General features: G+C 34.8%; 21 protein-coding genes and 2 pseudogenes. 8 read left to right on the top strand and 15 right to left on the bottom strand.

Translation table 11 applies throughout. The annotated features are described in order from the left end of the window. Nucleotide 1: 1 nt before the first annotated feature. Nucleotides 2-1,405 (top strand): protein adenylyltransferase SelO, encoded by a 1,404-nt coding sequence (locus LAU42_RS00585; protein ID WP_224183818.1) that lies wholly within the window; start codon nt 2-4, stop codon nt 1,403-1,405. Between the two features lie 37 nt (nt 1,406-1,442). On the opposite strand, the gene LAU42_RS00580 is transcribed toward LAU42_RS00585, so the two are convergent. The 10 genes and pseudogenes from LAU42_RS00580 to ahpC all read right to left on the bottom strand — a co-directional run bounded on the left by LAU42_RS00580 (nt 1,443) and on the right by ahpC (nt 11,410). Next, on the bottom strand, nt 1,443-1,814 hold the full coding sequence (locus tag LAU42_RS00580; RefSeq protein WP_224183817.1) for an iron chaperone: 372 nt from the start codon (nt 1,812-1,814) through the stop codon (nt 1,443-1,445). 1 nt (nt 1,815) lies between these two features. Next, nucleotides 1,816-2,490 carry an ABC transporter ATP-binding protein gene (locus LAU42_RS00575; protein ID WP_224183816.1) on the bottom strand — a complete coding sequence of 225 codons (675 nt, stop codon included), beginning with the start codon at nt 2,488-2,490 and terminating at the stop codon, nt 1,816-1,818. A gap of 5 nt (nt 2,491-2,495) precedes the next feature. After that, a complete protein-coding gene (locus LAU42_RS00570) occupies nt 2,496-3,416 on the bottom strand; it encodes an ABC transporter permease (RefSeq protein WP_224183815.1) in 921 nt (306 codons plus the stop codon). Further along, on the bottom strand, nt 3,413-4,573 hold the full coding sequence (locus tag LAU42_RS00565) for an ABC transporter permease (protein WP_224183814.1): 1,161 nt from the start codon (nt 4,571-4,573) through the stop codon (nt 3,413-3,415). The genes LAU42_RS00570 and LAU42_RS00565 overlap by 4 nt, the downstream gene beginning before the upstream one ends. Before the next feature lie 20 nt (nt 4,574-4,593). Continuing rightward, a complete protein-coding gene (locus LAU42_RS00560) occupies nt 4,594-6,066 on the bottom strand; it encodes a flagellar basal body-associated FliL family protein (protein WP_224183813.1) in 1,473 nt (490 codons plus the stop codon). A gap of 198 nt (nt 6,067-6,264) precedes the next feature. Further along, the gene (locus tag LAU42_RS00555) at nt 6,265-7,551 is read right to left on the bottom strand and encodes an MFS transporter (RefSeq protein WP_224183812.1); all 1,287 of its coding nucleotides are present in this window, start codon (nt 7,549-7,551) and stop codon (nt 6,265-6,267) included. A gap of 193 nt (nt 7,552-7,744) precedes the next feature. Then, nucleotides 7,745-8,328: pseudogene (locus LAU42_RS00550) on the bottom strand (YdeI/OmpD-associated family protein). A 15-nt stretch (nt 8,329-8,343) separates the two neighbouring features. Further along, on the bottom strand, nt 8,344-9,117 hold the full coding sequence (modA, locus tag LAU42_RS00545) for a molybdate ABC transporter substrate-binding protein (protein ID WP_224183811.1): 774 nt from the start codon (nt 9,115-9,117) through the stop codon (nt 8,344-8,346). A 93-nt stretch (nt 9,118-9,210) separates the two neighbouring features. After that, complete coding sequence (ahpF, locus tag LAU42_RS00540; protein WP_224183810.1) at nt 9,211-10,734, bottom strand: alkyl hydroperoxide reductase subunit F; 1,524 nt, start codon at nt 10,732-10,734, stop codon at nt 9,211-9,213. A gap of 106 nt (nt 10,735-10,840) precedes the next feature. Next, on the bottom strand, nt 10,841-11,410 hold the full coding sequence (gene ahpC, locus LAU42_RS00535) for an alkyl hydroperoxide reductase subunit C (protein ID WP_224183809.1): 570 nt from the start codon (nt 11,408-11,410) through the stop codon (nt 10,841-10,843). Between the two features lie 345 nt (nt 11,411-11,755). Here ahpC and LAU42_RS00530 point away from each other — a divergent pair, with 345 nt between their 5' ends. Beyond that, on the top strand, nt 11,756-12,580 hold the full coding sequence (locus tag LAU42_RS00530) for a formate/nitrite transporter family protein (RefSeq protein WP_224183808.1): 825 nt from the start codon (nt 11,756-11,758) through the stop codon (nt 12,578-12,580). A gap of 37 nt (nt 12,581-12,617) precedes the next feature. On the opposite strand, the gene LAU42_RS00525 is transcribed toward LAU42_RS00530, so the two are convergent. Continuing rightward, entirely contained in the window at nt 12,618-13,256 is a 639-nt protein-coding gene (locus LAU42_RS00525) for a metal-dependent transcriptional regulator (RefSeq protein WP_224183807.1), read from the bottom strand. Between the two features lie 127 nt (nt 13,257-13,383). Between LAU42_RS00525 and LAU42_RS00520 the strand changes: the two genes are divergently transcribed. The 3 genes from LAU42_RS00520 to LAU42_RS00510 are packed head-to-tail and all read left to right on the top strand — an operon-like array spanning nt 13,384 to nt 15,842. Beyond that, nucleotides 13,384-14,085, top strand: a complete 702-nt coding sequence (locus tag LAU42_RS00520) for a metal ABC transporter ATP-binding protein (RefSeq protein ID WP_224183806.1) — start codon at nt 13,384-13,386, stop codon at nt 14,083-14,085. Beyond that, nucleotides 14,086-14,913, top strand: coding sequence for a metal ABC transporter permease (locus LAU42_RS00515; protein ID WP_224183805.1), 828 nt, complete (start codon nt 14,086-14,088; stop codon nt 14,911-14,913). It begins immediately after the preceding gene. Between the two features lie 5 nt (nt 14,914-14,918). Beyond that, complete coding sequence (locus LAU42_RS00510; RefSeq protein WP_224183804.1) at nt 14,919-15,842, top strand: metal ABC transporter substrate-binding protein; 924 nt, start codon at nt 14,919-14,921, stop codon at nt 15,840-15,842. A gap of 16 nt (nt 15,843-15,858) precedes the next feature. On the opposite strand, the gene LAU42_RS00505 is transcribed toward LAU42_RS00510, so the two are convergent. Together LAU42_RS00505 and LAU42_RS00500 are read right to left on the bottom strand one after the other, a co-directional pair. Next, nucleotides 15,859-16,584, bottom strand: a complete 726-nt coding sequence (locus LAU42_RS00505; RefSeq protein WP_241426524.1) for a YibE/F family protein — start codon at nt 16,582-16,584, stop codon at nt 15,859-15,861. A gap of 88 nt (nt 16,585-16,672) precedes the next feature. After that, nucleotides 16,673-17,722 (bottom strand): annotated as a pseudogene (locus LAU42_RS00500) (YibE/F family protein); the annotation flags it as partial. 162 nt (nt 17,723-17,884) lie between these two features. On the opposite strand from LAU42_RS00500, the gene LAU42_RS00495 reads away from it, so the two are divergent. Next, nucleotides 17,885-18,748 carry a PPK2 family polyphosphate kinase gene (locus LAU42_RS00495; protein ID WP_224183802.1) on the top strand — a complete coding sequence of 288 codons (864 nt, stop codon included), beginning with the start codon at nt 17,885-17,887 and terminating at the stop codon, nt 18,746-18,748. A gap of 105 nt (nt 18,749-18,853) precedes the next feature. Continuing rightward, the gene (locus LAU42_RS00490) at nt 18,854-21,499 is read left to right on the top strand and encodes an HAD-IC family P-type ATPase (RefSeq protein ID WP_224183801.1); all 2,646 of its coding nucleotides are present in this window, start codon (nt 18,854-18,856) and stop codon (nt 21,497-21,499) included. 32 nt (nt 21,500-21,531) lie between these two features. Here LAU42_RS00490 and LAU42_RS00485 read toward each other — a convergent pair whose 3' ends face one another. Both LAU42_RS00485 and LAU42_RS00480 read right to left on the bottom strand, forming a co-directional pair. After that, nucleotides 21,532-22,878 (bottom strand): HAMP domain-containing sensor histidine kinase, encoded by a 1,347-nt coding sequence (locus LAU42_RS00485; protein WP_224183800.1) that lies wholly within the window; start codon nt 22,876-22,878, stop codon nt 21,532-21,534. After that, nucleotides 22,871-23,542, bottom strand: a complete 672-nt coding sequence (locus LAU42_RS00480) for a response regulator transcription factor (protein WP_224183799.1) — start codon at nt 23,540-23,542, stop codon at nt 22,871-22,873. Before LAU42_RS00480 ends, LAU42_RS00485 begins: the two co-directional genes overlap by 8 nt. Nucleotides 23,543-23,620: 78 nt before the next feature. Between LAU42_RS00480 and LAU42_RS00475 the strand changes: the two genes are divergently transcribed. Next, nucleotides 23,621-24,643 (top strand): ABC transporter permease, encoded by a 1,023-nt coding sequence (locus LAU42_RS00475; RefSeq protein WP_224183798.1) that lies wholly within the window; start codon nt 23,621-23,623, stop codon nt 24,641-24,643.

The following is a 24,643-nucleotide window of genomic DNA, read 5'->3' as shown; positions in this document are numbered from 1 at the left end:
TATGCGCTATTTTAATTTTGATACGACATACATGACACTTCCTGAAATTTTCTTTGATATTAATGCTCCTGCTACTTGTGCTAATACCGACACGTTAATATTTAACGATACCCTTGCTAAATCTTTAAATATAGATACAAATTTAAGCGCGCATCCAGAGCTATTAACAGGACAAACAACGTTCAGTCAACCATTTTCTGCAGCATACGCCGGTCATCAGTTCGGCAATTTTACGATGCTCGGAGATGGAAGACAGCATATTCTAGGAGAGCATATCACTAAAGATAACAGAAGATTTGATATACAACTTAAAGGTTCAGGGCGAACACGTTATTCACGCTCCGGAGATGGGCGTGCATCACTAGGCCCTATGTTGCGTGAATATATCATTAGTGAAGCGATGCATTATTTAAACATTCCAACGACGCGTAGTTTGGCAGTATGTACAACTGGCGAACCTGTTATGCGCGAAACAGTTTTACCGGGCGCTATACTTACGAGAGTTGCTGCCAGTAATATACGTGTCGGCACTTTTGAATATGCGATTCGAAATGGTACTGATAATTTAAAACTGCTTGCGGACTATACAATCAAACGACACTATCCATATCTTTCAGAAGAAGAAGATAAGTATTTCAAATTACTTGAATGCGTCATAAACAGACAAGCTGAACTCATTGCGAAATGGCAATCTGTCGGATTTATTCATGGTGTTATGAATACAGACAATATGACTTTAAGTGGAGAAACAATAGACTACGGACCATGTGCTTTTATGGATTATTACCATCCGTATACCGTTTTTAGCTCAATCGATGTACAAGGACGATATGCATACGAAAATCAACCCGCAATCGGTCAATGGAATTTAGCAAGATTCGCAGAAACGTTATTACCACTCATACATTCAGATCAAAGCGAAGCAATTCGTCGCGCTACGCTACTGCTTGATCAATACAAAGCACTTTATCATGATCATTACTTACGCATAATGTGTCATAAAATCGGTATCGAAAAATATTGCGATGAAGATTTTCATCTTATTGAAACGTTACTGGAATGCATGGAACAGCATGAGATGGACTATACGAATACATTTATTCATCTGCAGAATATTAATCAATATATTGAGGCACTCAAACCTTTAAGTGCATGGATTAAACGCTGGGAGAAACGATTACAGGCAGAACACGCACCACAGCAACTCATGAGAAGTACAAACCCGGTCGTTATTCCTAGAAACCATCTCGTTGAAGCTGCACTGGACGATGCAGTTAATGGAGATATGACTACATTTAACACATTGCTCGATGTTTTAAAACGTCCGTTCGATACATCTCACCCACATTTATTCAAACTGCCTGGACGAAAGGACAGGCCATATATAACATATTGCGGTACATAAAAAACGCAGTCGGTACAATCGTCCCGACTGCGTTATATTATTTTCTCCAGAATGTATCGCAAGCTTCCTTATCTTCTATATTAAACTGGATGATGCGTTCAATGAGCGAAAAATCAATTTCATCTGCCCACTTTATTCTGAATAGACCTTTCGTCTGTGAATAACCCGCCGCTTCAATTTCATCTTTAAATTCTTCCATCGTTATATTCTCAGGCGCAATAGAAATATGTGCTTTCGCATAACTTATACCAAGTATAAACGTATCATGATGCGTATACATTGGCGTATTCCATTTAAACACACGTTCTAATTCAGGAAAATTACGTTCTACAAAATCAAAAATCGATTTTAGTTTTGCAATCTTATCCTGATCTGCAACATCTTCTAAATATTGTCCAAACTGATCCATATTAAATCTCATCCTTTAACATATTCTCAAACTGCAGCCCTGACGTTTCCAGCACTTCTTTATAGAACGGATCTCTCCCGATAAGCTTAATGTCATCAGCAATAGCCTGTACTTCGTCCATGTGGTGCGTCGTCATGATAATAAGTGTATGTTGTTTCAGTTCATTTAGCAAACGATGAATATCATAACGCGATTTCATATCGATGCCTACTGTTGGTTCATCAAGAATGATAATTTCCGGTTTACCAAGTAATCCGATTAGCAAATTTACTTTTCGTTTCGTCCCACCAGAAAGCGATGACACTACTGCTTTAGATTCATTCAAATTCAGTAACGCTTTGTATTTAAGAATCGTTTCGTCATCAATAGATTGTTGATACAAGCTACGGAATAGCCTTACATTATCATCAACGGACATATGTTCAAAAAGTGCAATATCCTGTGGGATATACCCCAATACTTTATGAATACGCTTCAAGTCAAGTGGCTCATCATTATATTTAACAACACCTTTATCGGCATTTTCTAAACCAGCAATTATACGCAGCAATGTAGATTTCCCAGCACCATTCTCGCCGAGCAGTATCGTTAGTGCATTACGTTTGAACCCTGTGTTCAACCCTTTAAAGATAATCTTCTGTTTGTATCTTTTATATACATTCTCCACTGTTATCATAATGATCACCCAAACATAATTAAATTAAATATTATTACTATCGTTAGCGCAAAAGTAACTGTCATAAACATTTTATGACTTATCGTTTTAATATAGATTAAAATTGCAGATAAACCGAATTCATATACACATAACAGCAATGCACATATTATATAAAATGTAATGTTCATCGATTCCTGTAATAGGATACTTGCACCTATTATACTCATAAGCAGAATCAGCACATGCACGATGATATACACAACGTGATACTTCATACGCATAGAAGGAAACATAAACATTCGCGTTAGAGGTGCATGCTGTGCAATATGTTTATGCAGCAAAATCTGAACACTCGAAAATAATAAAATTAAGCTCACAATCGCATTCATTGAGACAGAGTGCGATTGCGCTTTATTCGCTGCAAATTGTTTAATCTTACTTTCAGGCGTTTCCTTTTCATACGTCCCTATCGCTTCCTTAATAGATATTTGTTCATTTTTATCTACATATTTCTTTACGATGTACGGAACTTGTATTTCATACAACGATTTACTGACGATTTCCTGGGCAATAGAACCGATAAAATCATCGCGATAATACAGTTTTATTGCTTCTCGCATCTGATGTTTTGATAATTTCTCACTAAAGTCTTCAGGAATTGTAAGCGATACAATTGCTTCTTTTTTCTTAATTACATCTTCAATATAAGCTTCGTCCCGATTGATTTCTTTCACGTTTACAAAAGGTGCCGCTTCAATCGTTTTAATAATTTTTTGCGACTCCGCTGAATCATTTAAATCCTGCACCGCTATCGGCATACTGAACACTTGATTCATTGTATTCTGTATCCATTGCAAAGAGAATAGCACTACTAGGAGCATACATATAATACTTATATAAGCTTTCCATTGCTGTAACACAACGAGTTGTAATAGAGGTTTCATCTTCTATACCTCCAGACTAAACTACCAACAAATAATATACATACGATCGAAACTGAAACAAATACGAATTTTGGTATCTCAATTAAATAATTATTTAATAATAACTCAACAAGTTGATTATAAATATAACTAAACGGACTTTCGTATAGTAATGGTGCTCTATCCTTAAAATACACAGATGGAATCGTAGCACCTGAGAACAGTATAACTACAATCGTTAATACTACTTTACATAGTAAGTTTAATATCCCTTTAAACAAGCAATCTATCATAATAAGTAACACAATAATCAAAAATAAATATAATGATATAACGATAAGTAAGGTTTTTAAATTATATAATTCAAACTTGAAATGCATAAAGTGATGCGCCGTAAATATAATAAACGCAGTAAAACATATTGTGCAGCACAGCGTTACAATACTTCTGGCAATCGTTAATTTCTCAATCGAAAAATGCAGTAATTTCAACCTTCCAATAAGCGCTTCATCCTGATTCATCTTTAATATTGAAAACAATGATAAATAAAACAGATAAATCGAAATAAACAGTGCACTCACAGTATAATATGCGTTTGTATCATATAGCTTAACTGGCTGCTCATCGAATGAACCGTTACGATTCAATCCAGTAAAGAGCATTTCAGTCATCATCTCGACCATTTCATCTTTCGTACTGCCAGGATAAAGTACTTTATAACTCTTTGCTCCACCCATCGACAACATCAACCTACTATAAACAGAATCGGTAAGCTGGTAGATGACAACACTCCTAACCGATGATTTATCGAAAGTATGGACTGATATCGGCAAAGAGCCATTTTTATAAAACGAGTCCGTCATCCCTTTATCAAACACGAAGTAACCATCAAGCTTATTCTTTTCAAGCAAACGCTTCGCTTCATCATTATCCATTTGTTTTAATTCCAGATCATTTCCGATACTCTGGCCGTCTCCTATGGATTTCAAAATCAGTTTTGTCTCTGACGTTTGATCATTATCCACAAGACCAAGTCTAAACTTCTCATCTGTTTGCTGTGTTACCGTTAAAGCAACCATTACACCTACAATTAAAGTAAACAATAGCATTAAGTACACGATTAAGTGCCATTTTTTGTACAAAAAAGAGTGATAAATGTTAAACAGATTTTTGTTCACATTTATCACTCCTTTCTGAATTATTCTAAATCACCAGAAACATCCATGAAGATGCTCATAAAGTTTTCTTCGATTTCAGATTGAATATCAGAAATTTCACTATCTGACATCTTATTTAAATCACGCGCATCTTTCGCTTCAATTTTGAATGACTCTTTTAGTTTTGTCTTACTATCTAATACAACTTTAACAGTTTCACCATCCACATCAAATGAAAGGTCACCTTTTTGTTTCTGTTCGTTGTTGCCAACATCTGTGTTCATATCATTTGTAAACGCAACGACCATATCCATACCTGCAAGTGCAGTTAAATCAATTTGACCTTTATCTTTACGCTTACTACCATCAACTGTCGACTCATTTTTAAATGAAATTTCTTTTTCTTCACCGTCATTCATTACAAATTTGTAATCGTCGTTATATTTCTTATCCGACTTTTTAGATTCCCCTTTAAACGAACCTACCTTTTCATTATTTGATGAAAGCTCATAGTCAACCTTAATGTTATCGTCTACTTTTGATGATCCTGCTAATTTAATCGACTCATCATCCTGACCTTTAATTGTTAAATCACGTTTTAAAATTTCTTTACCGTCAACATAGATGATAGAGTGAACTTCAGGGAAGTTTTTAGCATCTTCCTTCTTAGCATCTTTAAGCATATCGTCAATTTCTTTCTTTATATCTTTGCCTTGTGCTTGTGTTTTGATTAAGTCATGCAATTCTTTATCATCTTTCGCTTGTTCTAACATTGCAATAACGATTTTCTTTACGTCTTCACGCTTTAAATCCATCGTTAACTTGTCAAGATTCTTATCTTCTCCAAACACTGCCACTTTTTCTTTATCTTTCTTAAAGTTTTCGTCTTTAACGCTGTCAACAAATACATCGATATAACGATCTCTAATTTTATTAAGTTCATCTTGTGACACCGTTGCACCACTTAAAATGTTATTTAAGTTTAATGTTTCATTCGTCATACCTTCTTCTACTAATGACGCATCTAATTTCTTCAATGTTTCTACAATCTTATCGTTTGGAACACTTAATGGTTTATCTAATACTGGTGCACTAATATATTGTTTATCTTTATCTGCTCCCCATGCAAATTCACCAATTTTATTATCTGCAATTGTCGGTGTAATTCCTAATTTAGAAAACTCTTCTTTTCCATTGTGCGCAACTTCAAATACGATATTTGAAGCATCAATAACCGATTTAGGAACACCAGCTCCTTCAACTAATGCTTCAGGTACATCTGCACCTAATTTTACAGTTGAAATATAACTCTCATCTTTCATTTTTTCCTGAAACTTCATTTCTTCTGAAAATCTTGATTCAACATATTTCGTAATATTCTCCATCGATTGCTTTTCACTTAATAAGTAGGCATTCTTAGGTGTATTCGTCATGTAAAAGTATGCTGCCGCACCACCACCAAGCACTAATAATGCTGCGATAAGTCCGATAATCAAGCCTTTAGATTTCTTCATAAATGATATTCCTCCTTGGTTTGTTATTTTAATAGTAGCAAACTTTAATTTCATTTCAAATAGTTTTTTTCAATTTTAACCCATTTATTTTATTTTGTTACTTAATTAATTTAAATTGATAAATATGGGGATTATGAATATATACCAATTAGTTCTAAATTAAGAAGTGTAAGATTATATTATATTTAAATAATAATTTTATACTTCCTGTACTGCTTTAATGACTTTAAAATGCAGAACATAAGCTAATAACGCCATAATAAAAAGTGATAAGATGGCGATACGGCTTGCTAACGGTCCATAATCTTTTAGCAGCAATGTAATCGTTCCGTAAATGAATGGGCCTAATACTGCAGATAGTTTACCACTCATTGAAAACAAACCGAAAAACTGACCGACATGTTCTGGTGGCGATAACTCAATAATTAATGTTCTTGATATTACCCATATCGACCCCATAGCAATGCCGAATAGTATCGCACATATATAGAAACTTTCTTTCGGTAGCGGCAAACTCGCAAGTATTAATGCAATCATTAGCACTAGTCCGACATAATGCAGTGCTTTTAATGAGCCAATATGTTTTGCAATATATCCGAATACAAACGCACCGATAATACTGAATACTGTTGCTACCATAAATATCATAATAAACTGATCACTCGTGAAACCAACAACCGTTGTTGCATACGGCTGCATCATACTGATTGCTGTCGCCAGCGCATCATTTAAAAAGAAATACACAATTAAAAATATGTAAATCGCTGGTTTTGTTTTCGCAAGCTGATATGTTTCAATAATTTCCTTATATCCAGTGCTCATAGACTTTTGTTTGACCGATTGCCTTTTTTTATCTGATGTAAACATAAATAATGGCAAACTAAATAGTAAAAATAATATCGCTGTCGGGATAAATGTTTCTCCGGCATCTTTAGTTCCTACAAACATCATGATTGAAATTACACCAAACAAAGTCCCCATGTAACCTAGTGCTACCCCAAATCCTGATATTACCGAATAGTGCTCTTTAGCTGTTAAATCAGGCATCATCGCATCGTAAAACACAAGACTCGAGTTATACATAAACTTTGCAATTGTAAATAAAATTATAATGATTAAAAACGTAATTGGAACACCGTGAAATGTCCCTTCAACTGGATTTTTATAAATATACCCCATACAAAATGTGCATAAAAATACAACTATAGAAAATATGACAACCCATTTCTTTTTACGATTTGTCCTGTCGATATATACACCATATACCGGGCTTAATACAATTAACAGTAATGCTGCAATACTCGCAGAATATGCAATCCATGTTGAAGATATCTGTTCGGTTACCGGATCAGTTCCCAATTGCTCTGTCACAAATTGCGGGAAAAATAGCGTTACGATATTCGCGCTAAAAATTGTGTTACTAAAGTCATACAATGCCCAGCTAAAAATTGGCAATGACAACATAAGTTTAATATCTCTTTTCATAAAACACTCCTAAATTATTTGATATATATAATAATATACAAATTTTACAGGAAGTATATTAATTTCTGTTAAATTTTTGTAAACAAGTATTAAATTCCTTTTGTTTAAATAGTTTTTATTAAAAAATACGGACGTGTTTTATAAAACAAACACGTCCACAACAACAAATTTTATTATTAACTAAAAACAATTTTTATTTATCTAATATTCCTTTACCGAGCATAATTTTATCCCTATGTTTCATCACTCGATTTGTTCTCGTTTCACTTTTTTTCGCTTTATTAATATCTAGAATATACGCGCGCTGCCTTCCTAGTGTGAGTGCATGGAAGTGTGATTCATAAGCCTCATCTTCTGCAAAGATTTCTGCCATCTCAGTCGGAATTTCAATCTCTGTTTGCTGTTTCTCTATTTTCTTTCCAGAAGCTTCAATCTTAATCGCTTCATTTATATACCACTTAATTTGTTCCTGCTTATCATGAATTTCCTCTACTGGCTAAATCGCAGCTGTCTTGCAGATTGTACATTTTCTGTCTGCTGAACGAGCATATTAAATTTATCTTCAATCAGTGCACCTTTATGAAAAAGTAATGCTACATATGCTTTAAAACCATGCATTAAAACGACATTTTTCCCTTTTAAAGTATAGCACGGATGCATCCATTTATAATCTTCTTCCAGTTCTGTATCCTGCATCAGTGATCTAAACGCTAAATATGCTGACTGCCATTGTGATTCTTTCTCGAAAAATCGTTGTAATTTTTGTTCTTTTTCCATTTTGTAACCTCTTTATTATTTTACTTTATCAAATCCAGCATTCTCAAAAACTTCAATTGATTGTCGTGTGTCCAAATATTCATAAAATGCTCTAGCTTCTTTCATATGCTTTGTATCTTTAACGATTGCAGCTGGATAAATAATTTCATCATGCATCTTGTCTTCTATCGTCACAACGTTTTTAATTTTATCGCTTGCTTTCAAGTCTGATGTATATACGATACCTGCTTCAACATTCCCAGTTTCAACATACGTCAGTACTTGCCTTACATCTTTCGCCAGTACATATTTTGGTTTTAACTTTTCATATAAATTTGCACGTTCTAACGCTTGCTTGCCATATTTACCAGCTGGTACAAGTTCAGGATTACCCAGTGCAATTTTCTGTACTTGTTCTGAAGTGAGTGCATTCATATTTTCGAGTTTGTCCTTAGATACGATAACGAGATGATTTTTTAAGAGTTGCTTTGTATCTTGCTTATTTACTTTATCATCTTTCACTAAATCATCTACCTTATCTTCTGCTGCTGAAATAAATACATCTACGGGTGCGCCTGACTTTATTTGCTGCGCCAATGCACCTGATGCACCATAGTTAAATTTTAAGTCGACATGCTTATGCTCTTTTTCGTATGCTTTTTCGATATCATTTAAAGCATCTTTCAAGCTTGCAGCAGCCGAAACTGTAATTACTGTCTTATCTTTGGAAGCTTTACTGCTTGTCGCACCATCATTGCTGCAAGCACTTAATACAAACACTGCAATTAAAAAATATAACAACTTCTTCATCTCAGTAACCTCCAGATTTTTACTTAATTATTTAAATTTTCAAATAAAAAGACTACATAAGATATTATACATCTTATGTAGTCTCATAGTGAATTAATTTCTAATTAAGTAATCGAATGCGCTTAATGCAGCTGTTGCGCCTGCACCCATCGAAATAATAATTTGTTTATATGCTTGATCCGTACAATCTCCTGCCGCGAAAATACCTGGTACATTTGTTGCACCTTTACGGTCTACGATAATTTCGCCACGATTGTTGCGTTCAACTAAGTCACCAACAAATTCAGTGCTAGGTACAAGACCGATTTGAACGAATACACCTTCTAAATCAATAGTATGCTCTTCATTTGTATTACGATCCACATACGTTAATGCTTTAAGTTTGTCGTCACCTGTCAGTTCTTTCGTAGCTGCTGATTTAATAATTTCTGTGTTGTTTAATGAAGCTAATCGATCCTGCAGTACTTTATCTGCACGCAAAGTCTCACCAAATTCCAGTAATGTTACATGTTCAACAATTCCTGCTAAATCAATTGCTGCTTCAACACCAGAGTTTCCTCCGCCGACAACCGCTACGCGTTTATCTTCAAATAATGGTCCGTCGCAGTGTGGGCAATATGCAACACCTTTGTTTTTATACTCAGCTTCACCTGGTACGTTCATATTACGCCATTTTGCGCCAGTACCGATAATTAATGTTTTACTTGAAAGTTTTCCACCATTCTCAAGTGTTACATGTACCATATCTTCAATCTTTTCAATTGAATCTACGCGTACCGCATTCATAACATCAATATCATAACTCTTAATATGGTCTGCTAAATTTTGGGCAAACTCTGGTCCAGTCGTTTCTTTCACTGAAATGAAATTCTCAATTGCTGCAGTATCATTGACCTGACCACCGATACGCTCAGCAACTACACCTGTACGTAACCCTTTACGCGCGGCATAAATAGAAGCAGCAGCACTTGCCGGACCTCCACCAATTACTAGTACATCAAACGGTGCTTTCGCATCAAATTCAGAAGCGTCCATACCGCCTCCTACTTGGTTGATAATTTCTTCAACGGTCATCTTACCGCTACCGAATTCTTCGCCATTTAAGAAGATGCTTGGCACGGCCATAATATCTTTAGATTCTTCTCTATATGCCGCCCCATCAATCATCGTATGTGTGATGTTCGGATTTAATACTGACATTACGTTTAAAGCCTGAACAACGTCAGGACATTTTGTGCATGTCAAGCTTACGAAAGTTTCAAAGTTTAATAGCTTATCAATTTTCTTAATTTGATCAATGACATCTTCGTCTAATTTCGGCGCTCTTCCACTCACTTGAAGTAATGCAAGCACTAATGATGTAAATTCATGACCTAACGGAACACCCGCAAATGTTACACGCGCCTCCTCTTCAGGACGTGCTACTGTGAAGCTAGGTGTTCGCTTAAGCGTAGCTTCTTGAATAGATATCTTATCCGACATTTCACTAATTTCATTTAATAATGCCATCATATCCTGTGAAGTTTTATCATCACCTTTACTTGCTGTTAAAACGATTTCGCCTTCAAGTAGTTCGAGATATTGGCCTAATTGCTGTTTTAAATTATTATCTAGCATTTACTTACGCTCCTTTTGTTGTATATTTATACACTTTAAAGATAATAGAGACCACAACGCAATATATACGTTGTGGCACTATAAATATTGATGTTAAGTTCAATAATTAAATTTTACCTACTAAATCTAGACCTGGTGTTAAAGTTTCTGATCCTTCTTTCCATTTTGCAGGACAAACTTCACCATCATGTGATGCTACATATTGCGCAGCTTTCACTTTGTCGATTAACACGCTTGCTTCACGACCGATACCATCGTTGTTAATTTCCATTGTTTGAACAACACCGTCTGGATCGATTAAGAATGTAGCACGTTGAGCAAGACCAGCTTCCTCATCTAATACATCAAAGTTACGCGCGATAACGTGTGATGGGTCACCAATCATCGTGTATTGAATTTTAGAAATCGCTTCTGAATGATCATGCCAAGCTTTGTGTGTGAAGTGTGTATCACATGATACTGAGTACACATTAACACCTAAGTCTTGTAATGTAGCATAATGATCTTGTAAATCTTCTAATTCAGTTGGGCATACGAAAGTGAAGTCTGCTGGGTAGAAACATACGATGTTCCAAGAACCTTTCATTGACTCATTTGATACTTCTACAAACTTATCACCTTTTGGATCATACGCTTGTGCTGTGAATGGTAAAATTTCTTTGTTGATTAATGACATAAATAAATTCCTCCTGAAAATTTAATAAAATTCTTATTTAGAATAATTCTAATCTCTACAATACTTATTATACATGATGCATAATACAAGTCAACTAAAGACACCTAAATTTATAATTATTTTAATTAACAATTAGTATGCCTTGATTTAATCAGTTTCCAGCATCAAAAATTATCATTTAATATTGTATATTCTCATTTAGAGCTTTATCTTTAATACGCTTATTATTTTTACTGTGACTTTTATTCAAACAACGAGTATAATATTGTAAAATTACTATATAAAAACAATTTTTAATATGATATAGTAATTGTGAAACATTGCACATATATACGGAGGGATATTATGACACTCGCACGACCTGTAAAAACAATTGAAGATACACATGCTTCAAAACCTAATATCGAAAATATCGTTGGTCAAGTAGCAACAAAAGAAATCATGGTTGACCGCACACCTGGCAGATACATGCTGAAATCTGTTATGTCTGGATTTTTACTCGCAATTATGACGGTATTAATGCTGGCAGTCAAAACACAATTTGCAGGAGTAAACCCAGGTTTAATTAATTTACTTGGTGCTATATCATTCAGTATTGCACTCGTTATGATTGTACTTACAAACTCGGAATTATTGACGAGTAACTTTATGTTCATGACTGTTGGTCTTTATTATAAAGTCATCTCACTGCCTAAAGTGATGAAAATTTTTACATACTGCTTTATCGGTAACATCATTGGTGGCTTCGTATTATTCGGTATGATGACAGGAACTAAAGTAATGACGCCCGAAATGGTCGCTGCACTTACAAAAACAGTTAATGCAAAAACAATTGATTCTACGTGGCTTACAATTTTAATAAAAGGGATTTTTGCTAACTTCTTTATTAATATCGGAATTTATATTTCACTTCAATGTAAAGAAGCACTCGCGAAAGTGTTCTTTATCGGTGTCGGTGTTGTAATTTTCGTATTTATGGCATACGAACACGTTGTTTATAATGCAGGGTTATTTGCAGGAATGATGTTCTATAATATTGATGCATTATCATGGATCGATGTTCTGAAAAACATTGTTTTCGCTTATATCGGTAACTATATCGGAGGCGGAATCTTTGTAGGACTTGTTTATGCATATTTAAATGGAAGCAGAAATGAAATAAAAGGATAATAATGAACGCCGAACTGCATGCGGTTCGGCGCTTTTGTTATTTATAATATAATTTTTTGGCATTATCCATACTCAGACTTACAGACTTATCACCTTTATTCAAATACATAATTTGATTCGCTTCATCAATCGAATCAATTCTCAACCTATCGTTAATCTTTATATCATTCTCGTATAAATACGATAACAACGCCACTTCATCATGAACTTTTGAAAGAATAAATGAATCACCTGCATTTAGTTCGGTAACCATATGAAGTTCTTCTTCCTGCAAGCTCTCTCTTGGAATTAATGCACCATGCGGACAATATTCAGGATAACAGAGCATCTCATCGAGGCGTTCTATAAATAAATCTGATACACGGTGTTCGAGCACTTCCGCTTCCATATGAACTTCATCCCAGCGATAGCCTAACGATTCTATTAAAAAGCATTCAATTAAGCGATGACGTTTTACAATTCTGGCAACTTCTTTCTCTCCAACTTCTGTCAGCCTTGCCCCTTTATAAGGTTTAGTTGTAATATACCCCTCTTTTTCTAATCGATTCGTCATCTCTGTTACAGAGGGTGGCTTGATCCCAAGATGTGTTGCAATTTTTTTATTGGAAACATATTCATTCAAACCATTATTATGATAAATACATTTTAAATAATCCTCTTTCTCTTCAGTTAACATGCATTTCCCTCCAGTATTCACATTTTATTCAAACTTTCCCATTGATTTATGATTTTTTCAGTATTATATTAAATATAGTTTAGGTTTACCTAAAATTATTTTTAATATAATATAAAAGGTGTTGTCTATGCTTTCAATCAATAATTTAAACGTTTTTATAGATGGTCGTCATATTCTTCGTAACATTAATTATACACAACAATTAACAGGAAAGCTTATAGGAGTTTTAGGTCCGAATGGCGCCGGGAAGTCTACATTATTTAAAAGTATGCTTAGTTTTATTCGCTCAACTGGATCGGTGTATGTTGATAATAAACCATTAAATAAGCAACTTACACGTTGTGCCTATATTCCTCAGAAATCATCTATAGATATCGAATTTCCTATCACTGTTATTGATACGATTAGATCCGGTTTATCCCCATCCCCTTTAATGAAGTATCGTGCGGATAATAAAAAGGTGAATGAATTAATGACGTTGATGGAATTAAATGATATTCAGCATAAACTGATCAGTGATTTAAGTGGCGGCCAGTTACAGCGCGTATTGATCGCAAGAAGCCTTATGGAGGAAAAGGATATTTACTTTCTGGATGAGCCTTTTGTTGGTATTGACTTCAAAAGTTACGAAATCATTAAAGATTGTATCTTCAAATTAAAATCAAATCAAAAACTCATCTTTATTGTGCATCATGATTTAAGGTCAGCTCCTGAATTGTTTGATGAGTGCATTTTACTGAACAAAGAAATTATTGCCCAAGGTCCTACTGAAAGCATACTTACTGACGATAACATTAAACAGACATATTTCGTTCAGGGAGGTGTTTAAATGAGTTTTATTGCTGAAATCTCAAACTATCCATTCTTATCACGTGCATTAATTACAGCAGCGATTGTCGGAATCGCAGCAGGTGTAGTAGGCTGTCTTATCATATTACGCGGATTAAGTTTAATGGGTGATGCGATGAGTCACGCTGTATTGCCAGGTGTTGCATTAAGCTTTCTATTACATATACCAATGTTTATCGGTGCATTATTCACCGGTCTCTTAACGAGTCTATTTATCGGGGCAATAACAGACCGATCTAAAACAAAAAAAGATGCTGCGATTGGCATAGCATTTACGCTATTCTTCTCTATCGGTGTCGTAATGATCAGCATGATGGAAACGACGACAAATTTATACCATATATTATTCGGAGATATCCTTACGGTAACGAAAGAAGCAATGTACACAACACTTTTTGTTAGTCTCGCTGTACTCATCATTATCATTGTCTCTTATAGACAACTTAAGTTAACGACGTTCGATCCGGTCTTCAGTAGAATGAATGGCATTAACCCCGCATTCTGGCATTACACTGTAATGATAATGCTAGCACTTATTACAGTCGTCAGCTTACAAACAATAGGCATTATTCTTGTCGTTGCAATGTTGATTACACCTGCATCAAGCGCATATTTAATTTCTAAAAGCTTACACAAGATGATGCTTTTATCTGCGACATTCGGATTATTCAGTGCAGTTACCGGTATATATATCAGTTATATACTGAACGTTCCAAGTGGTGCATGCATCGTGATTATCGCAACATTAATCTATCTCGTAATATTTACACTCAATCAAACAAAAAAACGATTCATAACGAAAGGATGAAATTTATGAACACAAAAATTTTCTCAAAAATCATTGTTTTCTTTGCACTGGCAGCATTTTTATTAAGTGCATGTGCGCAAGATAAAACTGAAGGAAAAATTAAAATCGTAACATCAAACTCCATTATTTACGATATGACGAAATCAATTGCAGGTGATCATGCAGTTGTCACTAATATCGTACCTATCGGACAGGATCCGCACGACTATGAAGTAAAACCGAAAGATATTAAAGCTATTACTGATGCTGACGTCGTATTGTTTAATGGGCTGAATTTAGAGACTTCAAGCGGATGGTTTCAAAAAGCATTAAAACAAGGTGGTAAGAAATTAGGCGATGACAATGTTATTGCTGTGAGTAATGGTGTTAAGAAAATTTTCTTAAAGGCACATCATGACGATAATGCGATTGATCCACATGCATGGTTAAGTATTGATAACGGTATTCTTTACAGTAAAAATATCGCTAGTGCGCTAGAGAAAGCAGATAAAAAACATTCAAAAGCGTACCATCATAATATGGAGCAATACACGAAACGCTTAACTGCATTAAGCACACAGTATAAAGATAAATTCAATGATATTCCAAAGTCAAAACGTCATCTCATTACGAGTGAAGGCGCGTTCAAGTACTTCAGTCGAGATTATGATTTGAGTCATGCTTACATATGGGAGATTAATACGGAAAAACAAGGTACACCAGAACAGATGAAGCAAGCGATAAACTTTGTCAAAAATCATGACGTTAAATCTTTATTCGTCGAAACGAGCGTCGATAAACGTAGCATGCAGTCACTCAGCGAAATGACTAAAACACCGATTTATGGTGAGGTCTATACAGACTCTATCGGTCAAAAGGGTACAGATGGAGACAGTTATTATAAAATGATGGAGCATAATATAAAAACCATTCATAACGGGTTGAAATAATAAAGCGCAGCGTGATTTACACGCTGCGCTTTACTAATTGATGGTAAATAATATAACTCGCTGTTAAACACGTTACAGGAATTGCAATTGCAACCGCAACTCCTCCAGAAATAATCATTAATATTTCCTGGGAAAACACTTTAGAATTAATAATTTGTTCAAATGAATAGCCTACATTCTTAAACCAGATCATCAATGTCATCCCCGTACCTAAATAGGCAAAGTATAACGTGTTTGTAGTCGTGCTTAATATATCTTTCGCAACATTCAGTCCGGAACGATACAGTTCACTACGTGTTAAGTGCGGTTCATTTAAATATATGTATTCCATACTTGATGCAATAGATACAGACAAGTCAATAATCGCCCCTAACACGCTAATCATAATGACAAAGAGCATGACATTAAAGAACGATACGCCTATACGTAATGAGTACGTTGCAATCTCTTCTCCATCTTCCATCGGGAATCCTTGAATCATTCCGAATTTCGTCACCGCATATATAAAAATTAGTGAAATAATAAACGTAACGAATGTTGAAATTAAAGCGGAAATACTAACATTGTTATACTTATTAATAATTAATATATTAAATAAAGCCATTATGATGCTGAAGCAAAGTGCTACTAATATGACATTCACATTGAGCACAACAGAAAGTACTGCAAGTGCCAACATGAACATGTTTATAAATATTGCAAGAAAAGCTTTTATTCCGTTTTTGCGTCCGACAATTGCCATTAGTACAAATAATATAATAATAAGTAATGTTAAAGTTTTCATGCTTTAGATTCACCTCCCCCCCCCCAAGCATCGTGCTCGCTATCCATACCGTAATCGGTATAGCAAGTACGATACCGATACTACCTGATACAGCTCGAGCAAGTTCAAGCGACCAATGTAAACTAAACGTCTGGAATATAAGTGAATGATTCGCTAAATACAATATAATAATCGGCATCGCACTACTCAAATATGCAAATAATAAAATATTTGTCATCGGACCGATAATGTCCTTTCCGATTTCATACCCTGATGCTCGCAATGACTTCGTATTCGAAAACGGCTGTGTTACTTTAATTTCATGTAGCGATGATGTTATTGTGATCGCTATATCCATAACAGCTCCAAGCGTTCCGATAAGAATAGTCGTTAAGAATACTTTCTTCGGTGGAATCGTCAAGTAAGACATCGTCTCATAGCGAATACCTTCAGCTGAAGTTAAATATATCGTACTTTGCACGACGAGTAACGTCACTAAAGTGGCTGCAAGTGTACTAATAATCGCAATCCATGTTTTCCTCGTAAATCCATTGATTAATGTGAGCGTAAGTATCGTACATAATACTACTGCGACAAGCGCTATTAGTATCATCGGAATATGTTTATGGGATAAATAGAAATTAAATACAAATAACGTAATACATAAATTTAGCGTCAAACTGATTAATGAATAAAACCCTTTCTTACCAACCACAATAATTAGTAATAATGTAAATACAGAAAGCGCACTCACTAAAACTGTATCCCTTTTCTCACCTATAATTTGTGGTCTATCTCCAGCTTTTATAAATACTTTCTGTCCTTCTTTATACTGCTCATCATAAGCGCTACTTTTCGTATATGTATTCGTAATTACGAACGCCTCACCTTTATGCTTGTGATTCGTACCTTTTAGTTCAACAATTTGCGTATATACAGTATCTTCACGGTGGTTTGCATCTACCGTGTGCGTTTTTGATATAAGTTCTACATTATTAACCTTTGCAATTGTTTGTTTATAGAGCGCGTCATTATTAAGCGTGAATGTAATCGCTCCGATACATAAGCTTAAAATCAAACTGTATATAAACCACTGTAATTTCGAACGTTTAAACATGTTTTTAATAAATTCCATATCGTACCCTTTCAATTTAATAATGGTTTGATAATACAGTATACATTTCAAAAAATCAAAATCATTTTAAAATCACCATATATATAACTTTGTTTTTTAACGTTATAGAAGGGTATAAAAGTATAAACATAAAGGAGGAACGATATGGATATTAACAAATACAAAGTGCATTACGATTCATCATTTTCATTTAAAAATTATCCTTCATCTGAGAATAAAAAATCAAAGAATGACGATATAAAAAATAATATAATACCAAAACTGACTGACGAACTTCATACATTGCATTTAAAGCTGCACGCAGCAGAAGAAAATGGCATATTAGTTGTACTACAGGCGCTTGACGCTGCCGGTAAAGATGAAGTTATTAGCTATATTTTCTCAAATTTAAGTGCACAAGGATTAAAAACAACTTCTTTCGGGAAACCAAACGAAACAGAGAGAAAACACGATTACTTATGGCGCTTTCATGAAGGCCTGCCTGAACGTGGCCAGATCGGTATTCTTAATCGCTCATATTACGAAGATGTACTCGCACCTCGCATTCACGATTTAGTTGAAGCAAAAGAAACACCTGATAGTGCCGAAGAGAAGAATATATGGCATACGCGTTACAGACAAATCAATGATTATGAACGATATTTAACGGAAAATGGATTTATAGTAATTAAGTTCTTCTTTAATATGACTTACGAAGAACAACGTAACCGACTAATAGAACGCATGACAAACCCAGAGAAAAACTGGGAATTTTCCTTCAATGATGTGAAAGAACGTCAATATTGGGATGATTATCAAGCAATCTTTAAAGAAATGCTGGAAGAGACCTCGACTGAGCACAGCCCGTGGTATGTTCTCCCAGCTGATGATGAATGGCACACACGCCAAATTGTAACGGAAGTGATGATCGATACAATTAAACAATTGAAACCTGAATTTCCAACAATATCTGATGAAGATAAAGCAGACTTAGACAAAGCATTAGACATGCTAAAAAATGAAAAGTAAACCAACCTCAGAGTATTTTTATACTCTGAGGTTGCTCTACTTTATTCGTATTATTAAGTCATTTAAGTTACCATAAAAGTAAGATATCTACAAAGGGTGGTTTATATGAATGACAAATGGCATACATTTAATTTTAAAGATGTGTTAAGTTCACTTAATAGTAGCAAGTCAGGCATATCGGAAGAAAATATACAAAAACTGCAGAATACACACGGTAAAAACACATTACCACAGAAACAGCGCCAATCAAACATACTTAAATTTCTCTCGCACTTCAACGACTTTTTAATTTATGTCCTTTTATTAGCTGCTATCATTACAGGCTTACTCGGACACTTTCTTGATATGGCTGTAATCTTGATGGTTACGATAATAAACGCACTTATCGGTTATATCCAGGAGGCTAAGTCTGAAAAAGCACTCGATAGTATTCGCAATATGATGACAAACGAAGCGATTGTAATTAGAAATGGCAAACATTTAACGATTCCTTCAGAAGACATTGTTATTGGCGATATCGTCGTACTTGCAGCCGGCGCAAAAGTACCTGCTGATGTTCGTCTTATAGAAACAAATGCATTAAACATAGAAGAATCTGCACTTACCGGAGAATCACTTCCAGTTAAGAAGCATACTAATGCAATTTATAGTGCCGCACCACTTGGTGATCGAAAAAACATGGCTTATTCGGGTACTTCCATCACTTCCGGATCAGGTAAAGGTGTTGTTGTTGCAATAGGAGAACATACTGAAATCGGTAAGATTAATACCGCGATGCATCAAATGGATTCAACAATAACACCATTAATGCAACAGACATCACAATTCGGAAAACGCGTAAGTGTCGCAATTGTTGTATTATCCATTTTTATATTTATATTTGGTGTCATCGTTCGTGATTACGATATCGTTGACCTACTTCTGTCTGTTATCGCACTAGCTGTCGGTGCAATACCTGAAGGGTTACCTGCAGTAATTTCCATCATATTGGCATTTGGTGTGCAATCAATGGCGAAAAAACAAGCAATCGTAAAAAACTTACCCTCCGTTGAGACGCTTGGTGCCGTTTCAGTAATCTGCACAGATAAAACAGGCACACTCACGAAAAATGAAATGACTGTAACAGATTTAATACTTCCAAATTGTACTTATGAAGTTACTGGTACAGGTTATGCACCAAACGGAGAAATACGTGCACTCAATACATGCAAACATGATGAGTCTACACTTCATAAGTTTATTACATGTGTTAAAACAGTTAACGAATCACATCTTGCCCAAAATAAAGACGGTCATTACTATATCACAGGTGATCCAACTGAAGGATGTTTAATGACACTTAGTAATAAATATAAAGAACCATTAAATAATATTGAAATTCTCGACAAAATTCCATTTGATTCAAAGTATAAATATATGGCCTACCTTGTATTAGAAAATCATCAAAAACGAATATATATTAAGGGTGCTCCTGATAGAATACTCGCACGCACCGAAATGAATGACGCTATACGAAGTAAATGGGAATCTTCTATTGATGATGTTGCTTCAATGGGTAAGCGTCTCATTGCAGCTGGATATAAAGATGTATCTGATGACTATGAATCGCTCTCTCATGATGACTTAAACAAAGGTATTATAATGCTTGGACTTGCCGGCATTATCGATCCACCACGTGAATCGTCTAAACATGCAGTTCAGGAATGTCAAAAAGCAGGAATAACCGTAAAGATGATAACAGGAGATCATAAAGCGACGGCCATGGCGATCGGAAAGCAACTCGGTATTGGTGATGGTAAACATGCAGTTTTAGGACAGGACCTTGATCAAATGAATGATGAAGAGATTTATGAAGCTGCAACTACACATCATGTATTCGCACGTACGAGTCCTGAGAATAAACTACAGCTTGTTCGTGCACTACAACACCATGATCAAATCGTTTCTATGACCGGTGATGGTGTAAACGATGCACCTGCATTAAAAAGAGCCGATATCGGAGTAGCTATGGGCATTAAAGGTACTGAAGTATCCAAGGATGCTGCCCGTATGATTTTAGTTAATGACAATTTTGATACTATTGTTGATGCTGTAAAGGAAGGTCGCAGAGTTTATGACAATTTAAAGAAAACAATACTCTTTATATTACCTACAAACGGTTCACAAGGTTTATTAATAATGGCTGCCATTTTATTTGGTATATCAATTCCTTTAACACCAGTGCAAGTTTTATGGGTAAATATGGTCATGGCCGTAACAATATCATTTGCATTAGCTTTTGAACCATTAGAGAATGGTGCAATGTTAAGACCACCAAGACAGAAACAAAAACCATTACTGGGCACTTACTTTTTAGTACGCATATTATTAGTATCATTATTGGTTGCCGGCGCAATTCTTACTGTAAATTTTTATCTAGAAACACATCAACTGGCGCACAGTGTTGTTAATACAATCACACTTCAATCTTTAGTTTTCGCATTAATATTCCATTTATATAATTGTCGCGACTTAAATCAATTTGCAATCAATCGAGATTTCTTTAAAAACAAAATGGCATTCTTAATAACAGCTATCCTTATAATTCTTGAAATCGTTATTACTTACGTTCCAATTTTCAATCGCATATTGAAAACTGCACCTCTAGAACTACATTATTGGCTCATTCCAATTGGTATTGGATTGTTCGTATTTATTGTCGTGGAAATTGAAAAATGGTTTACGAGGACAATATTAAATATTGAAGCATAAGAAAAGCACAATAAAAGTGGGAATTCTCATTTTTATTGTGCTTCATTTAATACAATTTTAATTGTCGTTCCTTTATTGAGTTCGCTCTCTACTTCTATTTCAAAGCTATGCAAATCAGCAATCTCTTTAACAATTGCCATTCCAAGACCGTTAGATGGCACTTTATCTTCATGTACTTCCGCTTTATAAAACCTTTCAAACAATAGTTCCTTAGTTTTATCAGACATACCGTAACCTTCATCTGAAATTTTGATATATTTGTACGTTTCTTCTCCTAATTCAAACTTAATTTGAGTATCTTCAGGGCTGTATTTAATCGCATTAGAAAGTAAATTGCTTATCATTTGATAACATAAATCACGATGCCCAAGTATTTCGATATCTTTAAGTTTTGTTGTGACAAAAATTTCTTTTTGATCAAGGGCGTACATGTGATTACGTATAACTTCCTGTATAAGTGTTTTCCCGCCGAAATGTTCTTTTTCGATTGTAGTGCCTGTCTTCTCAAGAGACGCAAGCATCAGCAACTGTTTCGTCAATCCACTTAATCGTTGTGACTGGTGCTCAATGTCATCTAATAAACTAAAGTCTTTCGTTTGTCTTAATTGTTTAATTTGTCCAAGTAAATTTGTTATCGGTGACTGGATTTCATGACTGACATTCGCAACAAAACGTTGATTCATTTCTTCATGATGCAATATTTTCGCGCTCATCACATTCATTTCATGTGCCAATACACCAATTTCATCTTTACGTCTTACTTGTGTCTGATAACCGCTCTGATTCCCTATTTTACGCGCCGCTTCCTTTAACTGAACAACGGGATGCACGATATATTTAGATGAAATAAATACAAATAAAACCGAAAAGACAATGACACATAAAAACAGTATCGCAAGAAAAATTCTAAATTCATGCATGCTCTCTCCAACATCCGGTCGAATGTATACATCATATGTTTTACCGTTAACCTGCATCGGCATACCAACTGTATTCCTCGTCTCGTTATCAAAGAAACCGGTAATAAACACATTAAATGGTCGTTCTTTAATGCCATGATATGTTTCAGTTAACGGACCGTTATCAGGTAAGTTTTTCACCCTGAACGGTGTGCCATAGAAAGCTTTCTTACCATCTTTAACTGCGATAACTTGAAAGTTTAAATTTGCAAGTTGCATAAAAAACGCTTCAGGTTTTATTTCCGGATGTGATTCAATATATTTCTTCTGAGTTATTAAAGTATTCGTTATACGTGTGTCGTTCTGTTCTTTTAGTGTTACATGATAATATATGTTTGCAATGATAAACGAAAGCAACGAGCTAACGAGAATAACGTGGAATGTGCCGATAATAAATCGTGTCGATAGTCGCTTAAACATGATGTACCTTATATCCTACTCCACGAACCGTCTGTATTTCAACACCACTATCAAATGCCCCTAACCTTTTACGAATGCGCTTCACATGCACGTCCACTGTTCGCTCATCTCCATCAAAATCAAATCCCCATATTTCTTCTATTAGTTGTTCTCTCGTTGCAACTTTCGGATAATGTCTCACTAAATAATAAAGCAGTTCAAACTCCTTTCTCGGAATGTATAAAGCTTCATCCTCCATCGTCACTTCATAACTTTCAGCATCTATCGTCAGCTTTCCGAACTTCACTTTCTCTACTGATTTCTCATAACGCTTTAATATCGCCTGCGCACGAAAGATAACCTCCTCAATTTCAAATGGCTTAGTAACATAATCATCACTTCCTGCCTGAAATGCTATACGTTTATCTCCGAGTGCATCACGTGCTGTTAACATTATGACAGGCAATGCATAGTCTTGCTTTATTTGTTCACATAACTTGAATCCATCAATCCCCGGCATCATAATATCAACGATACATAAATCGACACTCTCATTATCCAGCAATTCAATCGCTTCATCTCCGTTACTTGCATCATACACTTGAAAACCATGACGCAGGAAACCTTCTTTAACTTCACGACGAATTGCCGCTTCATCATCTACTACTAATATATTATTTTGCATTATATGTCCTCCGTTCATATTCCGTTCATATTCTACCTTTAATATATGTATTACAAACAAAGCGAAAGGTTGATCATTATGAACTTAGCACTAAAAGAAATTAAATATTATAAAGTGAAATACTTACTGATTGCAGCTATTATATTTTTACTCTCATTCTTAGTTTTATTTGTATCTAGTTTAGCACAAGGGCTCGGAAAAGATAACGTATCATTCATCGAGCAAATGGATGCAAGTCACTATGTCATTTCAAAAGATGCAGATAATAACTTAATGAATACACCATTATCAACGCATGACCAGAAAATTTTAGAAGACAATAATATACCATTATTAAAATTACAACCCGTTAAAGTACAACAAAACGAGAAATTTTTACTCGCAACAATCTCTGAAGACTATATGAATTTACCTTCAGAAAATAAAGTTAATCTTGACTCTCATACATCTAAAGTATTCTCTATCGGTGATAAATTGAACGTTAAAGATAAAGACCCTGATTTAACAATCTCAAAATTTACACGTCATCAAATGTTTGCGCATATGCCAGTTGGACTTGTTTCACAAGAAACATATAACAACTTCTTTAAAAATATGCCAGCAAACGCAGGGATTATTAAATCAATGTCGAAATCACAAATGGATGATTTAAATAATAAATTAAAAGATTCTAAAATTATAACACCAGACAAAGCGATGAAAGGTATACCAAGTTATGAGGCAGAACAAATGCCATTAAACTTAATGGTAATCTTCTTATTCTTAATTTCAGCTATCGTCATTACTGTGTTCTTCTATGTAATTACAATTCAAAAAACAACAGAGTACGGTATTTTAAAAGCAATCGGTACAAGTAACGGCAAACTGATTTTTAAATTAATGCAGGAAGTTATATTAATCGTAATGCTCAGTGTATTACTAAGCATCGGCATTATTTACATTATAAATATGAATATACCTGCAACAATGCCATTTTTCTTCAATCCTAACTTAATATTCTTATTAATCGGGTTATTCCTGATCGTTGCATTACTCGGAGTAATGCTATCAATCTATAAAGTGTTAAAAATCGATCCAATTCAAGCAATCGGAGGAGAATAA

The organism is Macrococcus armenti, from assembly GCF_020097135.1.
GTDB classification, from domain to species: Bacteria; Bacillota; Bacilli; order Staphylococcales; family Staphylococcaceae; genus Macrococcoides; species Macrococcoides armenti.
This window is presented reverse-complemented; position numbering and strand designations above follow the sequence as displayed.

Bases quoted from the DNA above. Each gene is read 5' to 3' on its own strand.
- LAU42_RS00490 (WP_224183801.1), top strand. From the start codon at position 18,854: ATGAATGACAAATGGCATACATTTAATTTTAAAGATGTGTTAAGTTCA.
- LAU42_RS00475 (WP_224183798.1), top strand. From the start codon at position 23,621: ATGAACTTAGCACTAAAAGAAATTAAATATTATAAAGTGAAATACTTA.
- LAU42_RS00570 (WP_224183815.1), bottom strand. From the start codon at position 3,416: ATGAAACCTCTATTACAACTCGTTGTGTTACAGCAATGGAAAGCTTAT.
- LAU42_RS00495 (WP_224183802.1), top strand. From the start codon at position 17,885: ATGGATATTAACAAATACAAAGTGCATTACGATTCATCATTTTCATTT.
- LAU42_RS00555 (WP_224183812.1), bottom strand. From the start codon at position 7,551: ATGAAAAGAGATATTAAACTTATGTTGTCATTGCCAATTTTTAGCTGG.
- ahpF (WP_224183810.1), bottom strand. From the start codon at position 10,734: ATGCTAGATAATAATTTAAAACAGCAATTAGGCCAATATCTCGAACTA.
- LAU42_RS00480 (WP_224183799.1), bottom strand. From the start codon at position 23,542: ATGCAAAATAATATATTAGTAGTAGATGATGAAGCGGCAATTCGTCGT.
- LAU42_RS00510 (WP_224183804.1), top strand. From the start codon at position 14,919: ATGAACACAAAAATTTTCTCAAAAATCATTGTTTTCTTTGCACTGGCA.
- LAU42_RS00530 (WP_224183808.1), top strand. From the start codon at position 11,756: ATGACACTCGCACGACCTGTAAAAACAATTGAAGATACACATGCTTCA.
- LAU42_RS00560 (WP_224183813.1), bottom strand. From the start codon at position 6,066: ATGAAGAAATCTAAAGGCTTGATTATCGGACTTATCGCAGCATTATTA.
- LAU42_RS00505 (WP_241426524.1), bottom strand. From the start codon at position 16,584: ATGGCAATTGTCGGACGCAAAAACGGAATAAAAGCTTTTCTTGCAATA.
- LAU42_RS00585 (WP_224183818.1), top strand. From the start codon at position 2: ATGCGCTATTTTAATTTTGATACGACATACATGACACTTCCTGAAATT.
- LAU42_RS00515 (WP_224183805.1), top strand. From the start codon at position 14,086: ATGAGTTTTATTGCTGAAATCTCAAACTATCCATTCTTATCACGTGCA.
- LAU42_RS00525 (WP_224183807.1), bottom strand. From the start codon at position 13,256: ATGTTAACTGAAGAGAAAGAGGATTATTTAAAATGTATTTATCATAAT.
- LAU42_RS00520 (WP_224183806.1), top strand. From the start codon at position 13,384: ATGCTTTCAATCAATAATTTAAACGTTTTTATAGATGGTCGTCATATT.
- LAU42_RS00485 (WP_224183800.1), bottom strand. From the start codon at position 22,878: ATGTTTAAGCGACTATCGACACGATTTATTATCGGCACATTCCACGTT.
- modA (WP_224183811.1), bottom strand. From the start codon at position 9,117: ATGAAGAAGTTGTTATATTTTTTAATTGCAGTGTTTGTATTAAGTGCT.
- ahpC (WP_224183809.1), bottom strand. From the start codon at position 11,410: ATGTCATTAATCAACAAAGAAATTTTACCATTCACAGCACAAGCGTAT.
- LAU42_RS00575 (WP_224183816.1), bottom strand. From the start codon at position 2,490: ATGATAACAGTGGAGAATGTATATAAAAGATACAAACAGAAGATTATC.
- LAU42_RS00580 (WP_224183817.1), bottom strand. From the start codon at position 1,814: ATGGATCAGTTTGGACAATATTTAGAAGATGTTGCAGATCAGGATAAG.